This is a genomic window from Pseudomonas sp. SJZ103 (genome assembly GCF_007828335.1).
GTDB lineage: Bacteria > Pseudomonadota > Gammaproteobacteria > Pseudomonadales > Pseudomonadaceae > Aquipseudomonas.
In genome coordinates, this window is sequence record NZ_VIUN01000001.1 from 819,973 (window position 1) to 838,640 (window position 18,668).

General features: G+C 61.8%; 14 protein-coding genes. 6 read left to right on the forward strand and 8 right to left on the reverse strand.

Going from position 1 to position 18,668, the window contains the following annotated elements; all coding sequences use genetic code 11:
• From pcaG to pcaC, 5 genes are all read left to right on the forward strand, one after another.
• Complete coding sequence (gene pcaG / locus FBY10_RS03900; protein WP_131697183.1) at window positions 1-567, forward strand: protocatechuate 3,4-dioxygenase subunit alpha; 567 nt, start codon at window positions 1-3, stop codon at window positions 565-567.
• A gap of 190 nt (window positions 568-757) precedes the next feature.
• The gene (locus tag FBY10_RS03905; protein ID WP_131697182.1) at window positions 758-2,053 is read left to right on the forward strand and encodes an MFS family transporter; all 1,296 of its coding nucleotides are present in this window, start codon (window positions 758-760) and stop codon (window positions 2,051-2,053) included.
• 10 nt (window positions 2,054-2,063) lie between these two features.
• On the forward strand, window positions 2,064-3,428 hold the full coding sequence (locus FBY10_RS03910; protein WP_145334970.1) for a 3-carboxy-cis,cis-muconate cycloisomerase: 1,365 nt from the start codon (window positions 2,064-2,066) through the stop codon (window positions 3,426-3,428).
• Between the two features lie 10 nt (window positions 3,429-3,438).
• A complete protein-coding gene (pcaD, locus tag FBY10_RS03915; RefSeq protein ID WP_145334968.1) occupies window positions 3,439-4,230 on the forward strand; it encodes a 3-oxoadipate enol-lactonase in 792 nt (263 codons plus the stop codon).
• A 47-nt stretch (window positions 4,231-4,277) separates the two neighbouring features.
• Complete coding sequence (gene pcaC / locus FBY10_RS03920) at window positions 4,278-4,670, forward strand: 4-carboxymuconolactone decarboxylase (protein ID WP_024073913.1); 393 nt, start codon at window positions 4,278-4,280, stop codon at window positions 4,668-4,670.
• Here pcaC and FBY10_RS03925 read toward each other — a convergent pair whose 3' ends face one another.
• The 7 genes from FBY10_RS03925 to FBY10_RS03955 all read right to left on the reverse strand — a co-directional run bounded on the left by FBY10_RS03925 (window position 4,671) and on the right by FBY10_RS03955 (window position 16,375).
• Window positions 4,671-5,570 (reverse strand): polysaccharide deacetylase family protein, encoded by a 900-nt coding sequence (locus FBY10_RS03925; RefSeq protein WP_131697179.1) that lies wholly within the window; start codon window positions 5,568-5,570, stop codon window positions 4,671-4,673.
• 84 nt (window positions 5,571-5,654) lie between these two features.
• On the reverse strand, window positions 5,655-6,905 hold the full coding sequence (locus tag FBY10_RS03930) for an OprD family porin (RefSeq protein WP_145334966.1): 1,251 nt from the start codon (window positions 6,903-6,905) through the stop codon (window positions 5,655-5,657).
• Window positions 6,906-7,047: 142 nt separating this feature from the next.
• Window positions 7,048-8,661, reverse strand: coding sequence for a J domain-containing protein (locus FBY10_RS03935; RefSeq protein ID WP_145334964.1), 1,614 nt, complete (start codon window positions 8,659-8,661; stop codon window positions 7,048-7,050).
• 10 nt (window positions 8,662-8,671) lie between these two features.
• Window positions 8,672-10,369 carry a molecular chaperone HscC gene (locus FBY10_RS03940; RefSeq protein ID WP_131697176.1) on the reverse strand — a complete coding sequence of 566 codons (1,698 nt, stop codon included), beginning with the start codon at window positions 10,367-10,369 and terminating at the stop codon, window positions 8,672-8,674.
• A gap of 238 nt (window positions 10,370-10,607) precedes the next feature.
• A complete protein-coding gene (gene adeC, locus FBY10_RS03945) occupies window positions 10,608-12,065 on the reverse strand; it encodes an AdeC/AdeK/OprM family multidrug efflux complex outer membrane factor (RefSeq protein WP_065928271.1) in 1,458 nt (485 codons plus the stop codon).
• Complete coding sequence (locus FBY10_RS03950) at window positions 12,062-15,223, reverse strand: efflux RND transporter permease subunit (RefSeq protein WP_131697175.1); 3,162 nt, start codon at window positions 15,221-15,223, stop codon at window positions 12,062-12,064. Before FBY10_RS03950 ends, adeC begins: the two co-directional genes overlap by 4 nt.
• Before the next feature lie 3 nt (window positions 15,224-15,226).
• A complete protein-coding gene (locus FBY10_RS03955) occupies window positions 15,227-16,375 on the reverse strand; it encodes an efflux RND transporter periplasmic adaptor subunit (protein ID WP_131697174.1) in 1,149 nt (382 codons plus the stop codon).
• Between the two features lie 286 nt (window positions 16,376-16,661).
• Between FBY10_RS03955 and FBY10_RS03960 the strand changes: the two genes are divergently transcribed.
• On the forward strand, window positions 16,662-17,294 hold the full coding sequence (locus FBY10_RS03960) for a TetR family transcriptional regulator (protein ID WP_090408288.1): 633 nt from the start codon (window positions 16,662-16,664) through the stop codon (window positions 17,292-17,294).
• 306 nt (window positions 17,295-17,600) lie between these two features.
• On the opposite strand, the gene FBY10_RS03965 is transcribed toward FBY10_RS03960, so the two are convergent.
• Window positions 17,601-18,656 (reverse strand): alkene reductase, encoded by a 1,056-nt coding sequence (locus tag FBY10_RS03965; protein ID WP_131697173.1) that lies wholly within the window; start codon window positions 18,654-18,656, stop codon window positions 17,601-17,603.
• Window positions 18,657-18,668: the final 12 nt, after the last annotated feature.

The following is an 18,668-nucleotide window of genomic DNA, read 5'->3' on the forward strand; positions in this document are numbered from 1 at the left end:
ATGACACTCAACGCGACCACGTCCCACACCGTCGGGCCGTACTACCACATCGGCCTGACCTGGCTGAACCGCGAAAACTTGACCGTCGCCGCCACCCTCGGTGAGCGCGTGGCGATCAGCGGGCAAGTGGTGGACGGCAACGGTGATGTTGTCAACGACGCCATGCTCGAAGTCTGGCAGGCCAATGCCGCCGGCAAGTACGATCACCCTGAAGATGAGCAGGACAAGGCGCTGGACCCGAATTTCGAAGGCTTTGGCCGGGTGCCGGTGGATGCCGAAGGGCGCTTCCGCTTTACCACGATCAAGCCGGGCAGCGTGCCGGGCCTGCAAGGTACGACCCAGGCGCCGCACCTGGTGGTGCTGGTGTTTGCCCGTGGGCTAGTGAAGCACCTGCTGACGAGGATTTATTTCGAGGGCGAGGCGTTGAATGGGGATGACCCATTGTTGGCGTGTGTGCCCGCAGAGCGGCGCGGCACGTTGATTGCCAAGCCGGATGCGGCGGGTGTGCATCAGTGGAATGTGATTTTGCAGGGGACAGATAAGGAAACGGTGTTCTTCGATTACTGAGTCGCTTGTCAGGGCCTCATCGAGGGCAAGCCCCCTCCCACATTTGATAGGCGGCGCGGTCAAAAGGTGGGAGGGGGCTTGCCCCCGATGGGGCCGGTTCAGGCACTGCCTACTCAAAAGTCTGCTTGCGGAACATGGTTGTTGCAAAGTATGTCTAGGCTATAACCGTTCCCACTGAGTGAAAAAAACCATGACAACCACCACCAGTCACTACACCGGAGAAGAACGTAGCAAACGGATCTTTGCGATTGTCGGTGCCTCCTCCGGCAACCTGGTCGAATGGTTCGACTTCTACGTCTATGCCTTCTGCGCCATTTACTTCGCCCCGGCGTTTTTCCCGTCGGATGACCCCACGGTCCAACTGCTCAACACTGCTGGCGTGTTCGCCGCCGGCTTTCTGATGCGCCCTATCGGCGGCTGGCTGTTCGGCCGGGTTGCCGACAAGCACGGGCGCAAGAATTCGATGATGATCTCGGTGCTGATGATGTGCGCCGGTTCCCTGGTCATTGCCTTTTTGCCCACCTACAAAGACATCGGCGCCTGGGCCCCGGCCTTGCTGCTGGTGGCGCGGCTGTTCCAGGGCCTGTCGGTGGGGGGCGAATATGGCACCACCGCGACCTACATGAGTGAAGTCGCGCTCAAGGGCCAGCGTGGGTTTTTCGCCTCGTTCCAGTACGTGACCCTGATCGGTGGCCAACTGTTGGCGGTGCTGGTGGTGGTGATCCTGCAACAGATCCTCACTGAAGAAGAGTTGCGCGCCTGGGGCTGGCGGATTCCGTTCGTGATCGGTGCGATTGCGGCGGTGATTTCCCTGCTGCTGCGTCGCACCCTCAAGGAAACCACCAGCAAGGAAATGCGTGAAGACAAGGACGCCGGCAGCATCGTCGCGCTGTTTCGCGACCACGGCAAAGCGTTCGTTACGGTGCTCGGCTACACCGCCGGTGGCTCGCTGATTTTCTACACCTTCACCACCTACATGCAAAAGTACCTGGTGAACACCGTGGGCATGCACGCCAAGACGTCGAGCTACATCATGACCGGCGCACTGTTCCTCTATATGTGCATGCAGCCGCTCTTCGGTATGTTGGCGGACAAGATCGGCCGACGTAATTCGATGCTCTGGTTCGCAGGCCTCGGCACCCTGTTCACGGTGCCGATCCTGCTGACCTTGAAAACCGTCACCAGCCCGTTCCTGGCGTTTGTGCTGATCACCCTGGCCCTGGCGATTGTCAGCTTCTACACCTCCATCAGCGGCCTGGTCAAAGCGGAGATGTTCCCGCCCCAGGTGCGTGCTTTGGGCGTGGGGCTGGCGTATGCGGTGGCTAATGCGGTGTTTGGTGGTTCGGCGGAAGTCGTCGCGCTGAGCCTGAAATCCATCGGCATGGAAAACACTTTCTATTGGTACGTCACCGCGATGATGGCGGTGGCCTTCCTGTTCAGCTTGCGCCTGCCGAAACAGGCGGCGTACCTGCATCACGATTTGTAAGGGATGAGTTATGACACTGCGCACGAGCAATCAACTGTTCGACGCTTACTTCACCGCTGACAGCATGGCCGAGGTGTTCTGCGACCAGGGACGCTTGCAGGGCATGCTCGATTTCGAAGCCGCGCTCGCTCGGGCGCAGGCCCAGGTCGGGGTAATCCCGCAGGCCGTCGTGGCGCCGATTGCCCAGGCGTGCCTGGCGTCGCTGTACGACGTGGATGCCCTCGGCGTGGCGATTGCCACGGCGGGGAATTCGGCGATTCCGCTGGTGAAGGCGCTGGGCAAGCTGATTGCCAGTGAGGATGCTGGGGCCGAGCGCTATGTGCACCTGGGCGCGACCAGCCAGGACGTGATGGACACCGGGCTGGTGCTGCAACTGCGGCGGGCGCTGGGGTTGATCGACACGGACCTGGCGCGCCTGGGCGACGTGCTGGCCGCCCAGGCCCAGCGTTATGCGACGACACCGTTGGCCGGGCGTACCTGGTTGCAGCACGCAACGCCGGTCACCTTGGGGATGAAGATTGCCGGTTGGCTGGGCGCGGTGACGCGCAGTCGCCAGCGCTTGGAAGAACTGAAACCGCGTTTGCTGGTGCTGCAATTCGGCGGCGCGTCGGGGACGTTAGCGGCACTCGGTGAACACGCCATGCCGGTGGCCGAGGCGCTGGCGGCTGAACTGCAACTGAGCTTGCCTGAACAACCCTGGCACACCCAGCGCGATCGTCTGGTGGAGTTTGCCGCCGTGTTGGGCCTGATCGCCGGGAGCCTCGGCAAACTGGGCCGCGATATCAGCCTGCTGATGCAAACCGAAGCGGCCGAAGTCTTCGAGCCGTCGGCGCCCGGCAAAGGCGGTTCGTCGACCATGCCCCACAAACGCAACCCGGTCGGCGCCGCCGTGCTGATCAGCACCGCCACGCGCGTGCCCGGCCTGGTGGCGACGATGTTCAGCGCCATGCCTCAGGAACACGAACGCAGCCTGGGCCTGTGGCACGCCGAATGGGAGACCTTGCCGGAGATTTGCCGCCTGGTTTCCGGTGCCTTGAAACAAGCGCTGCTGGTGAGCGAAGGGTTGGAAGTCGACCCTGGACGCATGGCCCACAACCTCGACCTGACCCAAGGCCTGGTGCTGGCCGAGGCCGTCAGTATCGTGCTTGCCCAGCGCCTGGGCCGGGAAACCGCGCACCACCTGCTGGAGCAATGCTGCAAACGCGCCGTCGCCGAGGGGCGCCACTTGCGCGCGGTGCTGGCGGACGAACCGCAGGTCACCGCCGAGCTGTCCGCCACTGAGTTGGACCGCCTGCTCGACCCGGCCCACTATCTGGGCCAGTCGACCACCTGGGTCACTCGCGCTGTCACCGAACACTTTGCACTGACCGCCTAAGGAGAACGCTGTGGCTTTCGTACAACTCGCCGAGGGCGAACTGCATTACCAACTTGATGGCCCCGTGGATGCGCCGGTGCTGGTGCTGTCCAACTCGCTGGGCACCGACCTGCACATGTGGGACATCCAGATCCCGGCGTTGACCAAGCATTTCCGGGTGTTGCGTTTCGACACCCGTGGCCACGGTAAATCCCTGGTGACTGAGGGACCCTACAGCATCGAGCAACTGGGCCACGACGTGATCGCTCTGCTGGATGCGCTGGATATTCAGCGTGCGCATTTTTGCGGGCTGTCCATGGGCGGCTTGATCGGCCAATGGCTGGGGATTAACGCGGGTGAGCGCCTGCACCGCCTGGTGGTGTGCAACACCGCCGCCAAAATCGGCACACCGGAGATCTGGAACCCACGGATCGAGATGGTCCTGCGCGACGGCGCGGCAGCCATGGTGGCCTTGCGCGATGCATCGATTGCACGCTGGTTCACCGCCGATTTTGCGGCGGCCAGCCCGCATCAGGCCAAGCAGATCACCGACATGCTTGCCGCGACTTCGCCCCAAGGGTACGCGGCCAACTGTGCCGCCGTGCGTGATGCGGATTTCCGTGAGCAGGTGTCGAAGATCAAGGCACCAACCCTGGTGATTGCCGGCACTGAAGACGCCGTCACCCCACCGGCCGGTGGTCACTTTATCCAGCACCATGTACAGGGCGCCGAATACGCCGAGTTCTACGCCGCGCACCTGTCCAACGTACAGGCCGGTGCTGCATTCAGTGACCGGGTTATCCAGTTTCTGCTGGCCCGCTGAGGCAGCTGTTGTGGCGAGTTGAAATCTTATTGAAGCAGGAGTTTTTTGTGGACGAGAAACAACGTTATGCCGATGGCCTGCAAGTGCGCCGCGAAGTGCTGGGCGATGCCCATGTCGACCGCAGCCTCAATGCCCTGACCGAGTTCAACAGCGAGTTCCAAGAGATGATCACCCGCCACGCCTGGGGTGATATCTGGACCCGCCCCGGGCTGCCTCGGCACACCCGCAGCCTGATCACCATCGCCATGCTGATCGGCATGAACCGCAGTGAAGAGTTGAAGCTGCATTTGCGTGCGGCCGCCAGTAACGGCGTGACCCGCGCCGAGATCAAGGAAGTACTGATGCAGAGTGCGATCTATTGCGGGATTCCGGCGGCTAATGCCACGTTTCACCTGGCGGAGTCTGTATGGGATGAGCTGGGTGTCGAGTCGCGCGAGTGATCAGTGGGAGTCTGCGTCCCACACCCAATTCCACACGCCCGGAAGATGCACGGCTTCATTCACATCTTTGACCGTACGCGCCAGCGCCGCGCGTTGCAGGGCGGCCGTATCGGTGTAGAACGGTTCGGTGGCGGTCTTCATGCCGTTGACTCGGGCGCTGTCCAGCAGGATCTGCAGGTATTCCTGCATATGCCGCGCGGTGTAGCGGTTGATGTCGTGGAAGGTCACCACCACCGGTATCACGCCGTCCACCGTGGGCAATTCGTCCAGTGCGATGCGCTCGCGCACCACCGACAGTTGTCGGTACAGGTTGGCGCGGCGGCGTGGGCTGCCGTTGAAGCCCCAGATCTTGCCGTCATTGGCGCTCAGGTCGGTCAGCAAGACCTGCATGCCATGGCGCTGGTAGGCGGCGAAGGTGCGCCGGTCGTAGTTCCAGAACGGCGGGCGCACCAGCACGGGCGGTGCGCCGGTGATCGAGGCGATATCCGCCGCGCCCTGGGTGAGGGTGCTTTCCAGTTCGGTATTGCTCAGCCAGCGATGGTTGGTATGAAACGCCGTCGCCGTATGGAACGCCAGGATATGGCCGCCCGCATACTCGCGTTCCATGGTCTTGCGCCCCCTGGAGCTGCCGCCGGAGCGGGCCGCTTCGGTCTGCAGGAAGAACACCGCCTTGATCCCCGGCAGCACCGGGTTGTGTGCCAGGTCGGCGACCACTGAACGGCTGGGGTTGTCGTAGCCCGAAGCACTGGGGCCATCGTCGAAGGTCAGCAAAAAACGGATCGGCGCCTCGGCTTGCAGGCGTTGCTCGGTCTGCGTTGTCAGGGCGATGGGCGCTCCGATACAGCCGCTGAGGCATAAGACCAGGGCAAGCACGGCGTTTGCTAAGGCAAAGGATTTCATGGTGTGCGCAGGCTCGAATAAGAGGCCGCTGCTGGGCGGATCAGCAGCGGCAGGCGCGCACGATACAGTAAGTGTCGCGCTGGATTACAGCAGACTTATCGGGTAACTGACGATCAACCGGTTTTCATCGAACTCGTTGTTGCTGTAATCGCGGCGCATGCTGGAATTGCGCCAGCGCACCATAAGGTTTTTCATCGCGCCGCTTTGTACGGTGTAGCCCAATTCGCTTTCGCGACCCCATTCTTTGCCGTCGGTGATGGTGCCCGTGTGCACGTTGCTGCCGCTGATATAGCGGTTCATCAGGGTCAGGCCCGGTACACCGAGGGCGGCGAAGTTGTAGTCGTGGCGTACTTGCCAGGATTTTTCCTCGGCGTTGTCGTAACTCGAGTTGTAGCTGTCGTTGGCGAGGGTGCCGCCGCTGGTGCCGTTGACGCGCATCCACGCGCTGTTGCCGGTGAGTTTTTGCAGGCCGACGTAGAAGGTGTTGCCGCCATACTTGGCCGAGAACAGGCCGGACCAGGTCTTGTTGTCCAGGTCGCCGGCGCGGGCGCTGCCGTCGTCCTTGCCGTAGAAGAACCCGAGGTTGGCGCCCAGGGTCCAGTCGCCCACGGGCTGGCTGTGGATCAGGTTGACGAACTGTTGGCTGTAGATGTCCTTGAGCTGGGCGTTCCACAGGCCGATCTGCGTGCGTTTGTCGTTGAAGGCGTACTCGCCGCCCTGGAAGTTGAAGCGGTCCGAGGTGAACGCGGTTTTGCCGACCATCGACATGTCCGACATGCTGCTGTCGTCTCGCGGGCTGTTGGCGCGGAACTGGCCGCCGTACAGGGTCAGGCCGTCGATTTCCTTCGACGTGATCTGCCCGCCGCGCAGGGTTTGCGGCAGGGAGCGGCCATCGTCCGCACGCAGGATCGGCAACACCGGCATCCATTCGCCGACCTTCACTTCGGTCTTGGAAATACGCGCCTTGAACGCCACGCCGAGACGCCCGAATTCATCCGCAGGGCGGCCATCGTGGTCCAGCGGCAACAACTGGGTGCCACCGGTACCGCGCCCGCCATCGAGCTTCAACGAGTACAACCCCAGCACATCCACCCCGAAACCGACGGTGCCCTGGGTAAAGCCGGACTTGGCATCGAGGATGAAACTCTGCGTCCACTCCTGTGCGCCGCCCTGGGTCTTGGTCGGGTTGGTGAAATTGCGGTTGAAGAAGAAATTACGCAGGTTGAGGTTGGCGCTGGCGTCTTCGAGAAAACCGTGTTCTTCGGCGACGACGGGCAGGGCAAGACTGGCGATAGTGGTGGCCAGCAGCAGCCGGCGCGGGTGAAAAGTGCTCATGGCGTAGAACCTGTTGTTATTGAGTTTATGCAGGTGGCGGCCATGGTGCGGGGCGGTGCGGGGGCGGTTCAATCGGGGGTGGGCGGGTTGTGGGCGATGATCGAACGCAAGTTACCGGGCGCTGTGGCCCGGCATTTGCGGGTTATCGTTTGGGCAGGTCGAAGTGGGTCCAGGGCACCGCCGGCAGGTAGTGTTGCGCAGCTACGATCAGCGCCACCATTACCACCAGGAACACCACTTGCAGGGGGCTCCAGAAGGCCCAGTGCAAACCGTTCAGCCACGGGTAGCTTTCACTGAATTTCTGGCTCATCTGACCGATGCGCGTCTTGTGCAACAGGTTGATCAGGACCATACCCGCGTAGGTGAACATGCCCAGCACGCCGAGCATCAAGCCGCAGGCCACCAGCATGATCGCCTGCGGTACGCCGTGGCGAATGACCAGCCAGTAGTCATTGGGGTTGATTCGCTTGGGGATCAGGTACTGGCTCAGCCACACATCCAGAACCCGATAGGTTGAACTCATCCCGGCCCACATTTGGGTGACGCGAAAGCCAACGGCCGCCGGCACGAACGCCATCAACATGAAAATGACCAGCGACATCCCGTCCATTCTGTCTGGCTTATCGTGGGCGATGCTCAGGCCAAGCCCCAAAACGAAGACGGCCCATAGCCGGATAAACACCTGGGTGTAGATCGGCCGAGGCACGAATTTGCGCCAAAAGAACAGGTTTGTTTGAGGCAGGCGCTCGACCAGTTGCGGATAGCGCCAGGTCAGTGTTTGCGCCAGGTGCTGGCAGGCGTTCCACTCGTTTTCGCCAAACCCATCGATCATGCGTTTGTGTTGCGTGGCGGACATCGGTGTCAGCAGCAGGCGCGCGGCCAGGGCATCGGCTGATGTGCGCCGCGTATCCTGGGCCTTGTCTTGTAAGCTGGCGTAGAAGCTTTCCTGCTCGCAACGTGACACCAATTCGCGCCACATCCACGCCGGTTCCGGGTAGACGCCTTTCTGGTCGTCCCAGCCGAAGGCCTGGCACACGCGCTCGAACAGCGGCACGCTCCATTGGGTGTCATGCAGCAGGTGCAGGACGATACGTTGCCACTGCTGTTGCAGGTCGAACACCCGCAGCCAGGGTTGGTCGTTGTACTGCGTGAGCTGGGTGATGAACTCGCGCTCGGCCTTTTGCTCCAGGAGTTCCTGCAGGGTGCGGCGGTAGTCTTGCAGCAGTTCGCCGGTCAGCGCTTCGTATTGCCAGGACGTCATCGCCACCTGCTGCCAGGGGGTCAGCCATTCCAGGTGTTGCGCGGCCCAACCGGCGATGGCGCTGCGTTCGCCCGGTGCTTCGAAACAATGGCGCAACAGGCCGGCCTGGAACGCATCGGTGCAGCCCTGTTGCCGAGCCTGGGCCCAGCGTTCATCGAGGTTACGCGCGTTAAGGCCGTCGAGCAGTGCCTGGGCCGGGTCGGGTGTGTGGGCTTCGAAGGGCGCAGGGCTGACGGGGCTGATGTTCATCAGTTCGGCCAGGTCATTCAGGTTTTCGTAGACCGCGTCGGCCACGGGCGCCTGGACGCGTTCTGCCTCTTCGTTATCAGCCCGCCAGCGTGCTTCACTCAGCGCGTGTTCATAGGCCTCGCGCAGGCGCTGGAAGCCCTGGGCGTCATCGTCCGGGCGGCAGCTTTTCAGCAGCCGCGCATAGCTGCGCTTGATGCTGCGCTCGTCGGCGTCATCCGGCAGTTGCAGTACGGTCCAGCAATCCATCGGTGTTCCCTCAGCGCCAGAACCCGTTGTCGAGTTGCTCAAGTTGACGGGTCAGTTCGCTGCGCGCTTCGCGGATGCGGCGTTCGTCCTGGGTGTCGAGTACCTGCTGGAACTGCGCCGCCCAATGGCCGAGCTGTTCGCGCAGCTCGCCGAGGTTTTCCTGGTAGAGCCGTTCGAGGCGGGCGACGAGCACGGTGTTGACCTGCTGGTCGCGTGGGTGGACCTTCAATTGCGCCAGGGCTTGCAGGCGTTGCTGGATCTCCTGCGGGTTGAGCACGCCGGGGTTGTTCTCGATCACCAGCGAATGCTGCTCGCCGGTCAGCGGGATATTCACCTGGGCTTCCAGCAGGCCGTTGTTGTCGTAGGTGAAACGCACATCCAGGGACACTTCACCGGCCTTGCGCTTGGGCACGGGAATATCCAGTTGGCCCAGCTCAATGTTGTCTTTGACCAGGCGGCTTTCGCCTTGGTAGATCTTCAGCAGCACGCGGGTCTGGTCGTCGTGCAGGGTGACCACACTTTTGACCCGGCTCACCGGCACGCTGCTGTTGCGTTCGATCAACGGCAGGTAATGGCCGCTTTCGATATGGCCGCCGTACTGGTTCGAGGTTTCGATGCCCAGGGTGTAGGGGCAGACGTCGGTCAGCACCACTTCTTCGAGGGCGGCGGAGCGCGCCTTGAGCGCGGCCTGGATCGCCGCGCCGTGGGCGACCACCTGGTCGGGATCGAGGCTGATGGAGGGGAAGCGCCCGAACAGGCCGGCGGCGAGTTTGCGTACCAGCGGCATGCGCGTGGTGCCGCCCACCAATAGGATTTCATCCAGGTCGCCGACCCGAATCCGCGCATCGCGCAGGGCGCGTTCGATCGGCGCGCGCAAGCGCTCCAGCAGCGGGGTGTAGAGCTTGGCCAACTCCTGTTGGGTGACGGTTTTAACCCATTGCTGGCCGTCGACACGCAGGGCGAACTCAGCACTGTCATCCTGGCCCAGGGCTTTGCGCACGCGCTCGGCTTCGCGGCGCAGGGCTTGCAGCACAGTGCGGGTGGGCGGGAAACCTGTGGCGTTACGTTGGCTGTCGACAAAGTGTTCGAGCAACAGGGTGTCGAAGTCTTCGCCACCGAGGAAGTTGTCGCCGGCGCTGGCGCGGACCTCCATCACGCCGTCGAACAACTCGATGATCGACACGTCAAAGGTGCCACCTCCGAGGTCGAAGACCAGGAACGAGGTTTCTTTATCACGCTGATGCAGGCCGTAGGCCAGGGCCGCTGCGGTCGGTTCGTTGATCAGTTTCTCAACGGTGAGCCCCGCCAGTTCACCGGCGATGCGCGTGGCCTTGCGTTGGCCGTCGCTGAAGTAGGCGGGCACGCTGATCACTGCGTCGGTGACGGTTTGGCCGTAGGTACGCTCGATGTCCTCCTTGAGGCTTTTGAGCACCAACGCCGAGAGTTCTTCGGGGCGGAACGAGCGGTCGCCCAGGCGCACTTCGGTGGCGCTGCCCATGTATCGCTTGAACAGCGAGGTGGTCAGGTGCGGGTGGGTGTGCAGGCGCTCTTTGGCGGCCTGGCCTACCAGGACACGGCCTTGGTCATCCAGCCCGACCACGCTTGGGGTCAGCAACTGGCCCAGGGCATTGGGCACCATTTCGGCGGCATCACCGCGCCAGACGGCTGCGAGACTGTTTGTGGTCCCCAAGTCGATTCCTACGATCATTACGACAAGCTCCCTCTGTGGTCTGTAAGAATCTGTGACAGATTTTACCCTGAAAGGTTGAGCGCAAAGCAAGGCGGGAGAGTTTTGTGGCGAGCGGGCTTGCCCCGCGTTGGGCTGCGAAGCAGCCCCAAACCAAGCCCGCTGTCACAAAAACATTCTGGCTATCGCAAAGCACCGATGACCGGGCATAAAAAAACCGCTTCCAGTAAAGGAAGCGGTTTTGATTACAACGGCGCTATCAGAACAACTTCAACGCCGGTGCTTCTTCTTTCAGCGGTTCGTTCTTCGCGGTCTGCTCGTTCCAGCCACCGCCGAGGGCCTTGTACAGGTTGACCTCGCTGGTCAGCTGCGCCAGGCGGTCGGTGATCAGCGATTGCTGGGCACTGAACAGTTGGCGCTGGGCGTCGAGGAAGGTCAGGTTGCTGTCGACACCGATGCGGTAGCGACGCTCGGCCAGGCGGTAGTAATCCTGGTTGGCCGCGACGAAGCCACGCTGGGCTTCCAGCTGCTGCTTGTAGGTCTCACGCGCGGCGAGGCCGTCGGAGACTTCCTGGAAGCCGGTCTGGATCGCCTTCTCGTAGTTCGCCACGTTGATCTCTTTCTGGATCTTCGAGTAGTCCAGGCTGGCGCGCAGGCTGCCGGCGTTGAAGATCGGGATGTTGATCTGTGGGGCGAACGACCAGGTGCCCGAACCGCCTTTAAACAGGCCGCCCAGGGTAGGGCTGGCGGTGCCGGCGCTGGCGGTCAGGCTGATGCTCGGGAAGAACGCTGCACGGGCCGCACCGATGTTGGCGTTGGCGGCCTTGAGGTTGTACTCGGCCTGCACGATGTCGGGACGACGTTGCAGCAGGTCCGAGGGCAAGCCGGCCGGGACGTCGCTGAGCAGGTCATCCGACAGCGGCTTGCTGGCGATATTCGCCGGCAGGCCGGTGCCCAGCAGCAGGGTCAGACTGTTTTCGTCCTGGGCCACCTGGCGGGTATAGCGCGCCAGTGCTACGCGGGCGTTTTCCACCGAGGTGCGCGCCTGGCTGAGGTCGAGGGCCGAGGCCACGCCGACTTCGTTGCTGCGCGAGGTCAGCTTGAAGCTCTGCTCGTACGCACCCAGGGTGTCCTGGGTCAGCTTGAGCAGTTCCTTGTCGGCCTGCCAGGTCAGGTAGGCATTCGCCACACTGGCCACCAGGCTGATCTGGGTGCTGCGCCGCGCTTCTTCAGTGGCGAAGTACTTTTGCAGGGCTTCTTCACTCAGGCTGCGCACACGACCGAACAGGTCCAGCTCATAAGAACTGATCCCGAGGCCGGCCGAGTACTGGCTGGTGATGGTCGATTCGCCGGTCTGCGACAGCTTGGCCGGGGTGCGCGAACGGCTTCCGCTGCCCGTGGCCGATACGGCCGGGAACAGGTCGGCACGCTGGATCTGGTACTGCGCCGCATAGGCGTCGATGTTCAGGGCCGCGACACGCAGGTCACGGTTGTTCACCAGCGCGGTCTGGATCAGCTGTTGCAGGGCAGGGTCATGAAAAAATTGTTTCCAGCCCTGCTCGGCAGCGGCCTGTCCCGGCGCCTGGGCCGACGAATACGCCGGCCCCTGTGGGAACTGAGCTGCCACCGGCGCTTCAGGGCGCTGGTAGTCAGGGATCAGCGAGCAGCCACTGAGCACGAATGCCGTGACGGCTAAGGAAAGTAGCGACTTGCTCATTGGCCAGCCTCTTTAGAAGTGTGCTTAGGTTCAGTCTTTTTACGTTCGCCCATGGCGGACACAGTTGCGAAGAACAGTGGCACCCAGAAGATCGCCAATACCGTGGCCGTGATCATACCGCCAATTACGCCGGTACCGATCGCGTGCTGGCTGCCTGAGCCGGCGCCCGAGGAGATCGCCAGCGGCAATACGCCGAGGACGAACGCCATGGAGGTCATGATGATCGGCCGCAGACGCATCCGGGAAGCCTCGATGGCAGCTTCGACGATGCCTTTGCCTTGCTCGTGGAGCTCCTTGGCGAACTCGACGATCAGAATGGCGTTCTTCGCCGCCAGGCCCACCGTTACCAACAAGCCCACCTGGAAGAACACGTCGTTGGACAAGCCGCGCATGCTGGTGGCGATCAACGCACCCACCACGCCCAGTGGAACCACCAGGATTACGGCGATCGGGATCGACCAGCTTTCGTACAGCGCCGCGAGGCACAGGAACACCACCAGCAGCGACAGCGCATACAGCGCCGGCGCCTGGGAGCCGGAGAGGCGTTCTTCATACGACAGGCCCGTCCAGGCATAGCCCACGCCCGCCGGCAATTGCTTGGCGATGCGTTCAACTTCGGCCATGGCGTCACCGGTACTGTAGCCGGGTGCCGGGGTACCGAGGATTTCCATCGCCGCTACACCGTTATAACGCGAGAGCTTCGGCGAGCCGTAGATCCACTTGCCCGAGGCGATGGCCGACAACGGCACCATCTTCCCGGAGTCGCTGCGCACGTACCATTTGTTCAGGTCTTCCGGGGACATCCGGCTCGCGGCTTCACCCTGCACGTACACCTTCTTCACTCGACCACGGTCGATGAAGTCGTTGACGTAGCTGCCACCCAAGGCAATCGCCAGGGTCTGGTTGATGTTGGACAGCGTGATGCCTTGGGCGCTGGCCTTCTCGTCATCCACGGTGAGCTCGTATTGCGGCTCATCGTTTACGCCGTTGGGGCGCACACCGGCCAGGATCTTGCTCTGGGCAGCCATGCCCAGGAACTGGTTACGCGCAGCCATCAGTTTTTCATGGCCGACACCGCCCTGGTCTTGCAGGAACACGTCGAAACCGGTGGCGTTACCGAGTTCCAGTACAGACGGCGGCACAATGGCAAACACCATGGCGTCCTGGAAGGTCTGCATGAAGTAACCCTGGGCACGCTTGGCGATCTCGAATACCGAGGTGGAAGCATCACGCTCGTCCCACGGCTTGAGCATCACGAAGGCCAGGCCCGAACTCTGGCCACGACCGGCGAAGTTGAAGCCGTTTACGGTAAACACCGATTTCACGCCTTTGCCTTCGCCTGGCTCGCCTTCCTTGTCATTGAGCAGGTAGGCGCGCATATCGTCGATGACTTTTTGCGTACGTTCAGCCGACGAACCTACCGGGGTCTGCACCTGGGCAAAGATCACACCCTGGTCTTCATCGGGCAGGAACGCAGCCGGGATGCGCATGAACAGCCAGATCATGCCGGCGATGATCAGCGCGTACACCAGGAACGCCGGGATCTTGTGCTTGATCATGTTACCCACGCCGCGCTCGTAGCTGAGGACGCCACGGTCGAAGGTGCGGTTGAACCAGCCGAAGAAACCGCGCTTGGGTTGGCCGTGCTTCTCCGGATCGATCGGCTTGAGCATGGTGGCGCACAGGGCCGGGGTGAAGATCAGCGCAACCAGTACCGACAACGCCATGGCCGAAACGATGGTGATGGAGAACTGTTTGTAGATCACACCGGTGGAGCCGCCGAAGAACGCCATCGGCAACAGTACCGCCGACAGCACCAGGGCAATACCCACCAGGGCGCCCTGGATCTGGCCCATGGACTTGACCGTCGCCTCTTTCGGCGACAGGTGTTCCTCGGCCATTACCCGCTCGACGTTTTCCACCACGACGATGGCGTCGTCCACCAGCAAGCCGATGGCCAGGATCATGCCGAACATGGTCAGGGTATTGATGGTGAAACCAAATGCCGCGAGGATCCCGAAGGTACCCAGCAATACCACCGGTACGGTCATGGTGGTGATGATGGTGGCACGGAAGTTCTGCAGGAACAGGAACATCACCAGGAACACCAGCACGATCGCTTCGATCAGGGTGTGTACCACACCGGAAATCGATTCGGTCACGACCGGGGTGGTGTCATATGGCACCACCGCCTTCATGCCAGGCGGGAAGAACGGTTCCAGGGACGCCACAGTGGCACGGATGGCCTTGGCGGTGTCCAGGGCGTTGGCGCCCGATGCGAGCTTGATCGCCATACCGGAAGCCGGGTTGCCGTTGAACTGCGCACTGATGCTGTAGTTCTGGCCGCCGAGTTCGATGCGGGCAACGTCATGCAGGCGAACCTGGGAACCGTCGGCATTGACCTTCATCAGGATGTTGCCGAACTGCTCCGCCGTTTGCAGGCGGGTCTTGCCGATGATGGTCGCGTTCAGCTGGTTGCCGGGCAGGGCAGGCAGGCCGCCCAGTTGACCGGTGGCCACCTGGACGTTCTGCGCAGAGATGGCGGTGCTGACATCCACCGGCGTGAGCTGGAAGTTGTTCAGCTTGGCCGGGTCCAGCCAGATACGCATGGCGTACTGCGAACCGAATACCTGGAAGTCGCCCACACCCGCGGTCCGGGAAATCGGGTCCTGGATGTTGGAAACGATGTAGTTGGACAGGTCATCCTTGGTCATGCTGCCGTCTTCCGACACCAGACCGATTACCATCAGGAAGTTCTTCACCGACTTGGTTACGCGGATACCCTGCTGCTGCACTTCTTGCGGCAGCAGTGGGGTCGCCAGGTTGAGCTTGTTCTGCACCTGAACCTGCGCGATGTCCGGGTTGGTACCCTGGTTGAACGTCGCGGTGATGGTCATGCTGCCGTCGGAGTTACTGTCCGAGGCCACATAACGCAGGTTGTCGATACCGTTGAGCTGTTGCTCGATGACCTGCACCACGGTGTCCTGCACGGTTTGTGCAGACGCGCCTGGGTAGGTCACCTGGATGTCGATGGCGGTTGGCGCGATGGCCGGGTATTGGTTGATGGGCAACTTCAGGATCGACAGTGCCCCGACCAGCATGATCACCAGGGCAATTACCCAGGCGAAAATGGGACGGTCGATAAAAAATTTCGACATGGATTACTCCCCCTGGCCAGGCGCGGCAGCAGGAGCAGCGGCGGAACCGGCGGGCTTGGCGTTGTCAGCCTCCTTGACCTTGACCTCCACACCCGGCTTGACGTATTGCAAGCCTTCGGTGATCACGCGGTCACCGGCGTTCAGGCCTTTTTCAACCAGCCAGTAGGCGCCGGCGGTGCGGTTGGCCACCAGTACACGCTGCTCGACCTTGTTGTCGGCGTTGACCACCAGTGCCGTCGGGATGCCCTTGAGGTCGCGGGTCACGCCTTGCTGTGGTGCGAGGATGGCCTTGCTGTTCACCCCGGCTTGCAGCTGGGCGTGTACGAACATGCCCGGCAGCAGGGTGTGGTCAGGGTTGGGGAACACGGCGCGCAGGGTCACGGAACCGGTGGTCTGGTCGACCGAGACTTCGGAGAATTCCAGCTTGCCGTCGTGGCCGTAGTCGCTGCCGTCTTCCAGGGTCAGCTTGACCTTGGCGGCATTGGCGCCGGCTTTTTCCAGTTGGCCGCTTTCCAGGTCGCGGCGCAGTTTCAGCATTTCAGCCGAAGACTGCGTGACGTCGACGTAGATCGGGTCCAGTTGCTGGATCACGGCCATGGCATCGGCCTGGCCATTGCTGACCAGCGCGCCTTCGGTCACCGAAGAGCGGCCGATACGCCCGGAGATCGGCGCGAACACTTTGGTGTAGCGCACGTTGATCTGGGCGGTTTGAACGTTTGCTTCCGCAGTCATGCGGTTGGCCACGGCGGTGTCGTATTCCTGGCGGCTGACGGCTTGCTCATCGACCAACTGCTTGTAGCGGTCGGAGATGGACTTGGTCTGGGTCAGGCTGGCTTGTGCGCTTTTCAGCGTGGCGTCATAGACCGACGGGTCGATCTGATAGAGCTGCTGGCCTTCTTTCACATCCGCGCCTTCCTTGAACAGGCGCTTGAGAATGATGCCGTTGACCTGTGGGCGAACTTCCGCGATGCGGTAGGCGGTGGTGCGGCCTGGCAGCTCGGACGTCAGGGTATAGGCTTGCGGTTGAATGGTGACCACGCCGACCTGAGGGGCTTGAGCGGGCGGAGCCGCTTCTTCCTTTTTACATCCGCTGAGCAGCGATGCCAGGGCGACGGCAGTGACCAGAGCGGTAACAGCTGGCTTAAGTTGCATGAAGATCCTCGGGTCAGGCGCGCAGGGTGCGCACAAGAAGGGTGGAAGGGTAAAAAACAAGCCGTGAGTGGATAAGTAGCTTGCTACGCAATATACTTACGTTCATGGTTGTTTGTAAACTCTTGACAGGTTTTGCGCAATGCTGACAAAGCATCGTCAAAAGCCTCGATTTTAGTACGTTCGGCGCCCATGACGGTGCCGTCCCACAATTATTCAGATGATCGTTAGCGCTTGTTAACTCTGCGTTAACGTCAGTCCCTGTTGCCCTGATTGAGGTTTTACTGCCATGGTTCGTCGCACCAAAGAGGAAGCTCAGGAAACGCGCAGCCAGATTCTCGATGCTGCCGAGCAAGCCTTCTATGAGCGCGGCGTTGCGCGGACTACGCTGGCGGACATCGCCGCGTTGGCCGGTGTGACGCGGGGCGCCATTTACTGGCACTTCAGCAATAAATCCGATCTGTTGCAGGCGTTGCTCGACACCTTGCATGAGCCATTGGACGAGTTGGCCAGGGCCAGCGAAAGCGAGGACGAAATCGACCCGCTGGGCTGTATGCGCAAGCTGCTGATTCATCTGTTCCATCAAGTGGCCCTGGACCCGAAAACCCGGCGCATCAATGAGATCCTGTTCCATAAGTGCGAATTCACCGATGAAATGTGCGACATGCGCCGGCAGCGCCAGACCCACAGCCTGGAATGCAACCTGCGTATCGGCCTGACACTGCGTAACGCAGTCCATCGCGGGCAACTTCCGGAAAATCTCGACACTACCCGTGGCGCGGTGTGCATCCATGCCTACATCAACGGCCTGATTGGCCAGTGGCTGTTGGTACCCGACAGCTTCCAGTTACATCAGGAAGCCGAACGCTGGGTGGATGCAGGGCTGGACATGCTGCGCTGGAGCCCCAGCCTGCGCAATTAAGACAAAATGCGTAATTGCATCAGTGTGTGTCAACAGTAAAGCCCAAGGACAGTCAATCGTCCTTCTGCCTGATTGGTGGGGTGACTTTATATACGGGCTGGCGGGCGGTTGATAGGTAGCCGCCTAAGTATTTTGTAGGGATTTTGTTGCGGTTCTGTGAAGCAATGTAGCCAGAACCTGCACGCAGCCAACAATGTGGGAGGGGGCTAGCCCCCGATGGCAGTGGTTCAGTCAACACATACTGTGACTGACGCACCGCCATCGGGGGCAAGCCCTCTCCCACATTTGGTTTCAGGTTTCGGCCGATTACAGCGGCAGGGTCGGGTAGTCGATGTAACCCACTGGGCCCTTGCCGTAGAAGGTTTCCGGGTGTGCTTCGTTCAGCGGCGCATCGGTCTTCAGGCGCGCCGGCAGGTCCGGGTTGGCAATGAACGGTACGCCGAAGGCCACCGCATCCGCCTTGCCAGCCGCCAGCCACGCATTGGCACTGTCCTTAGTGAAGCGTTCGTTGGCGATGTACACGCCGCCGAAGGCTTTTTTCAATTGGGGGCCGAGGCTGTCCGCCCCTTCCTTTTCACGGGAGCAAATGAACGCTATGCCACGCTTGCCCAGTTCGCTGGCGACGTAGGTGAAAGTTTCGGCCAGGTTGTCGTCGCCCATGTCGTGGGAGTCGGCGCGCGGTGCCAAATGCACACCCACACGGCCAGGGCCCCAGACTTCGATGGCCGCATCGGTCACTTCCAACAGCAGGCGTGCACGGTTTTCCAGGGAACCCCCATAGTTGTCGGTGCGCTTATTGGTGCTGCTTTGCAGGAACTGGTCGAGCAGGTAGCCGTTGGCGCCGTGGATCTCCACGCCATCAAAGCCGGCGGCCTTGGCATTCTCGGCACCGGTGCGGTAAGCGTCGACGATGTCGGCGATTTCAGCGGTTTCCAGGGCGCGCGGCGTCGGGTAGTCGGCCAATGGGCGCACCAGGCTGACGTGGCCCTTGGGTTGGATCGCGCTCGGCGCCACCGGGGTTTCGCCGTTCAGGTAGGACTCATGGGAGATCCGCCCTACATGCCACAGTTGCAGGAAGATCTTGCCCCCCGCGCCGTGAATGGCCTTGGTGACGTTGGCCCAGCCGCGCACCTGGTCATTGGACCAGATGCCCGGCGTGTCCGGGTAGCCCACGCCCAGCGGTGTCACCGAGGTGGCTTCGCTGAGGATCAGCCCGGCGGAAGCACGTTGCACGTAGTACTCGGCCATCAGCGCGTTGGGTACGCGGCCGGCATCGGCGCGGCAGCGGGTCAGCGGCGCCATGATGATGCGGTTCGACAATTCCAGGTCGCCCAGTTTGATCGGATCGAAAATAGTCGTCATGGGAAAACACCC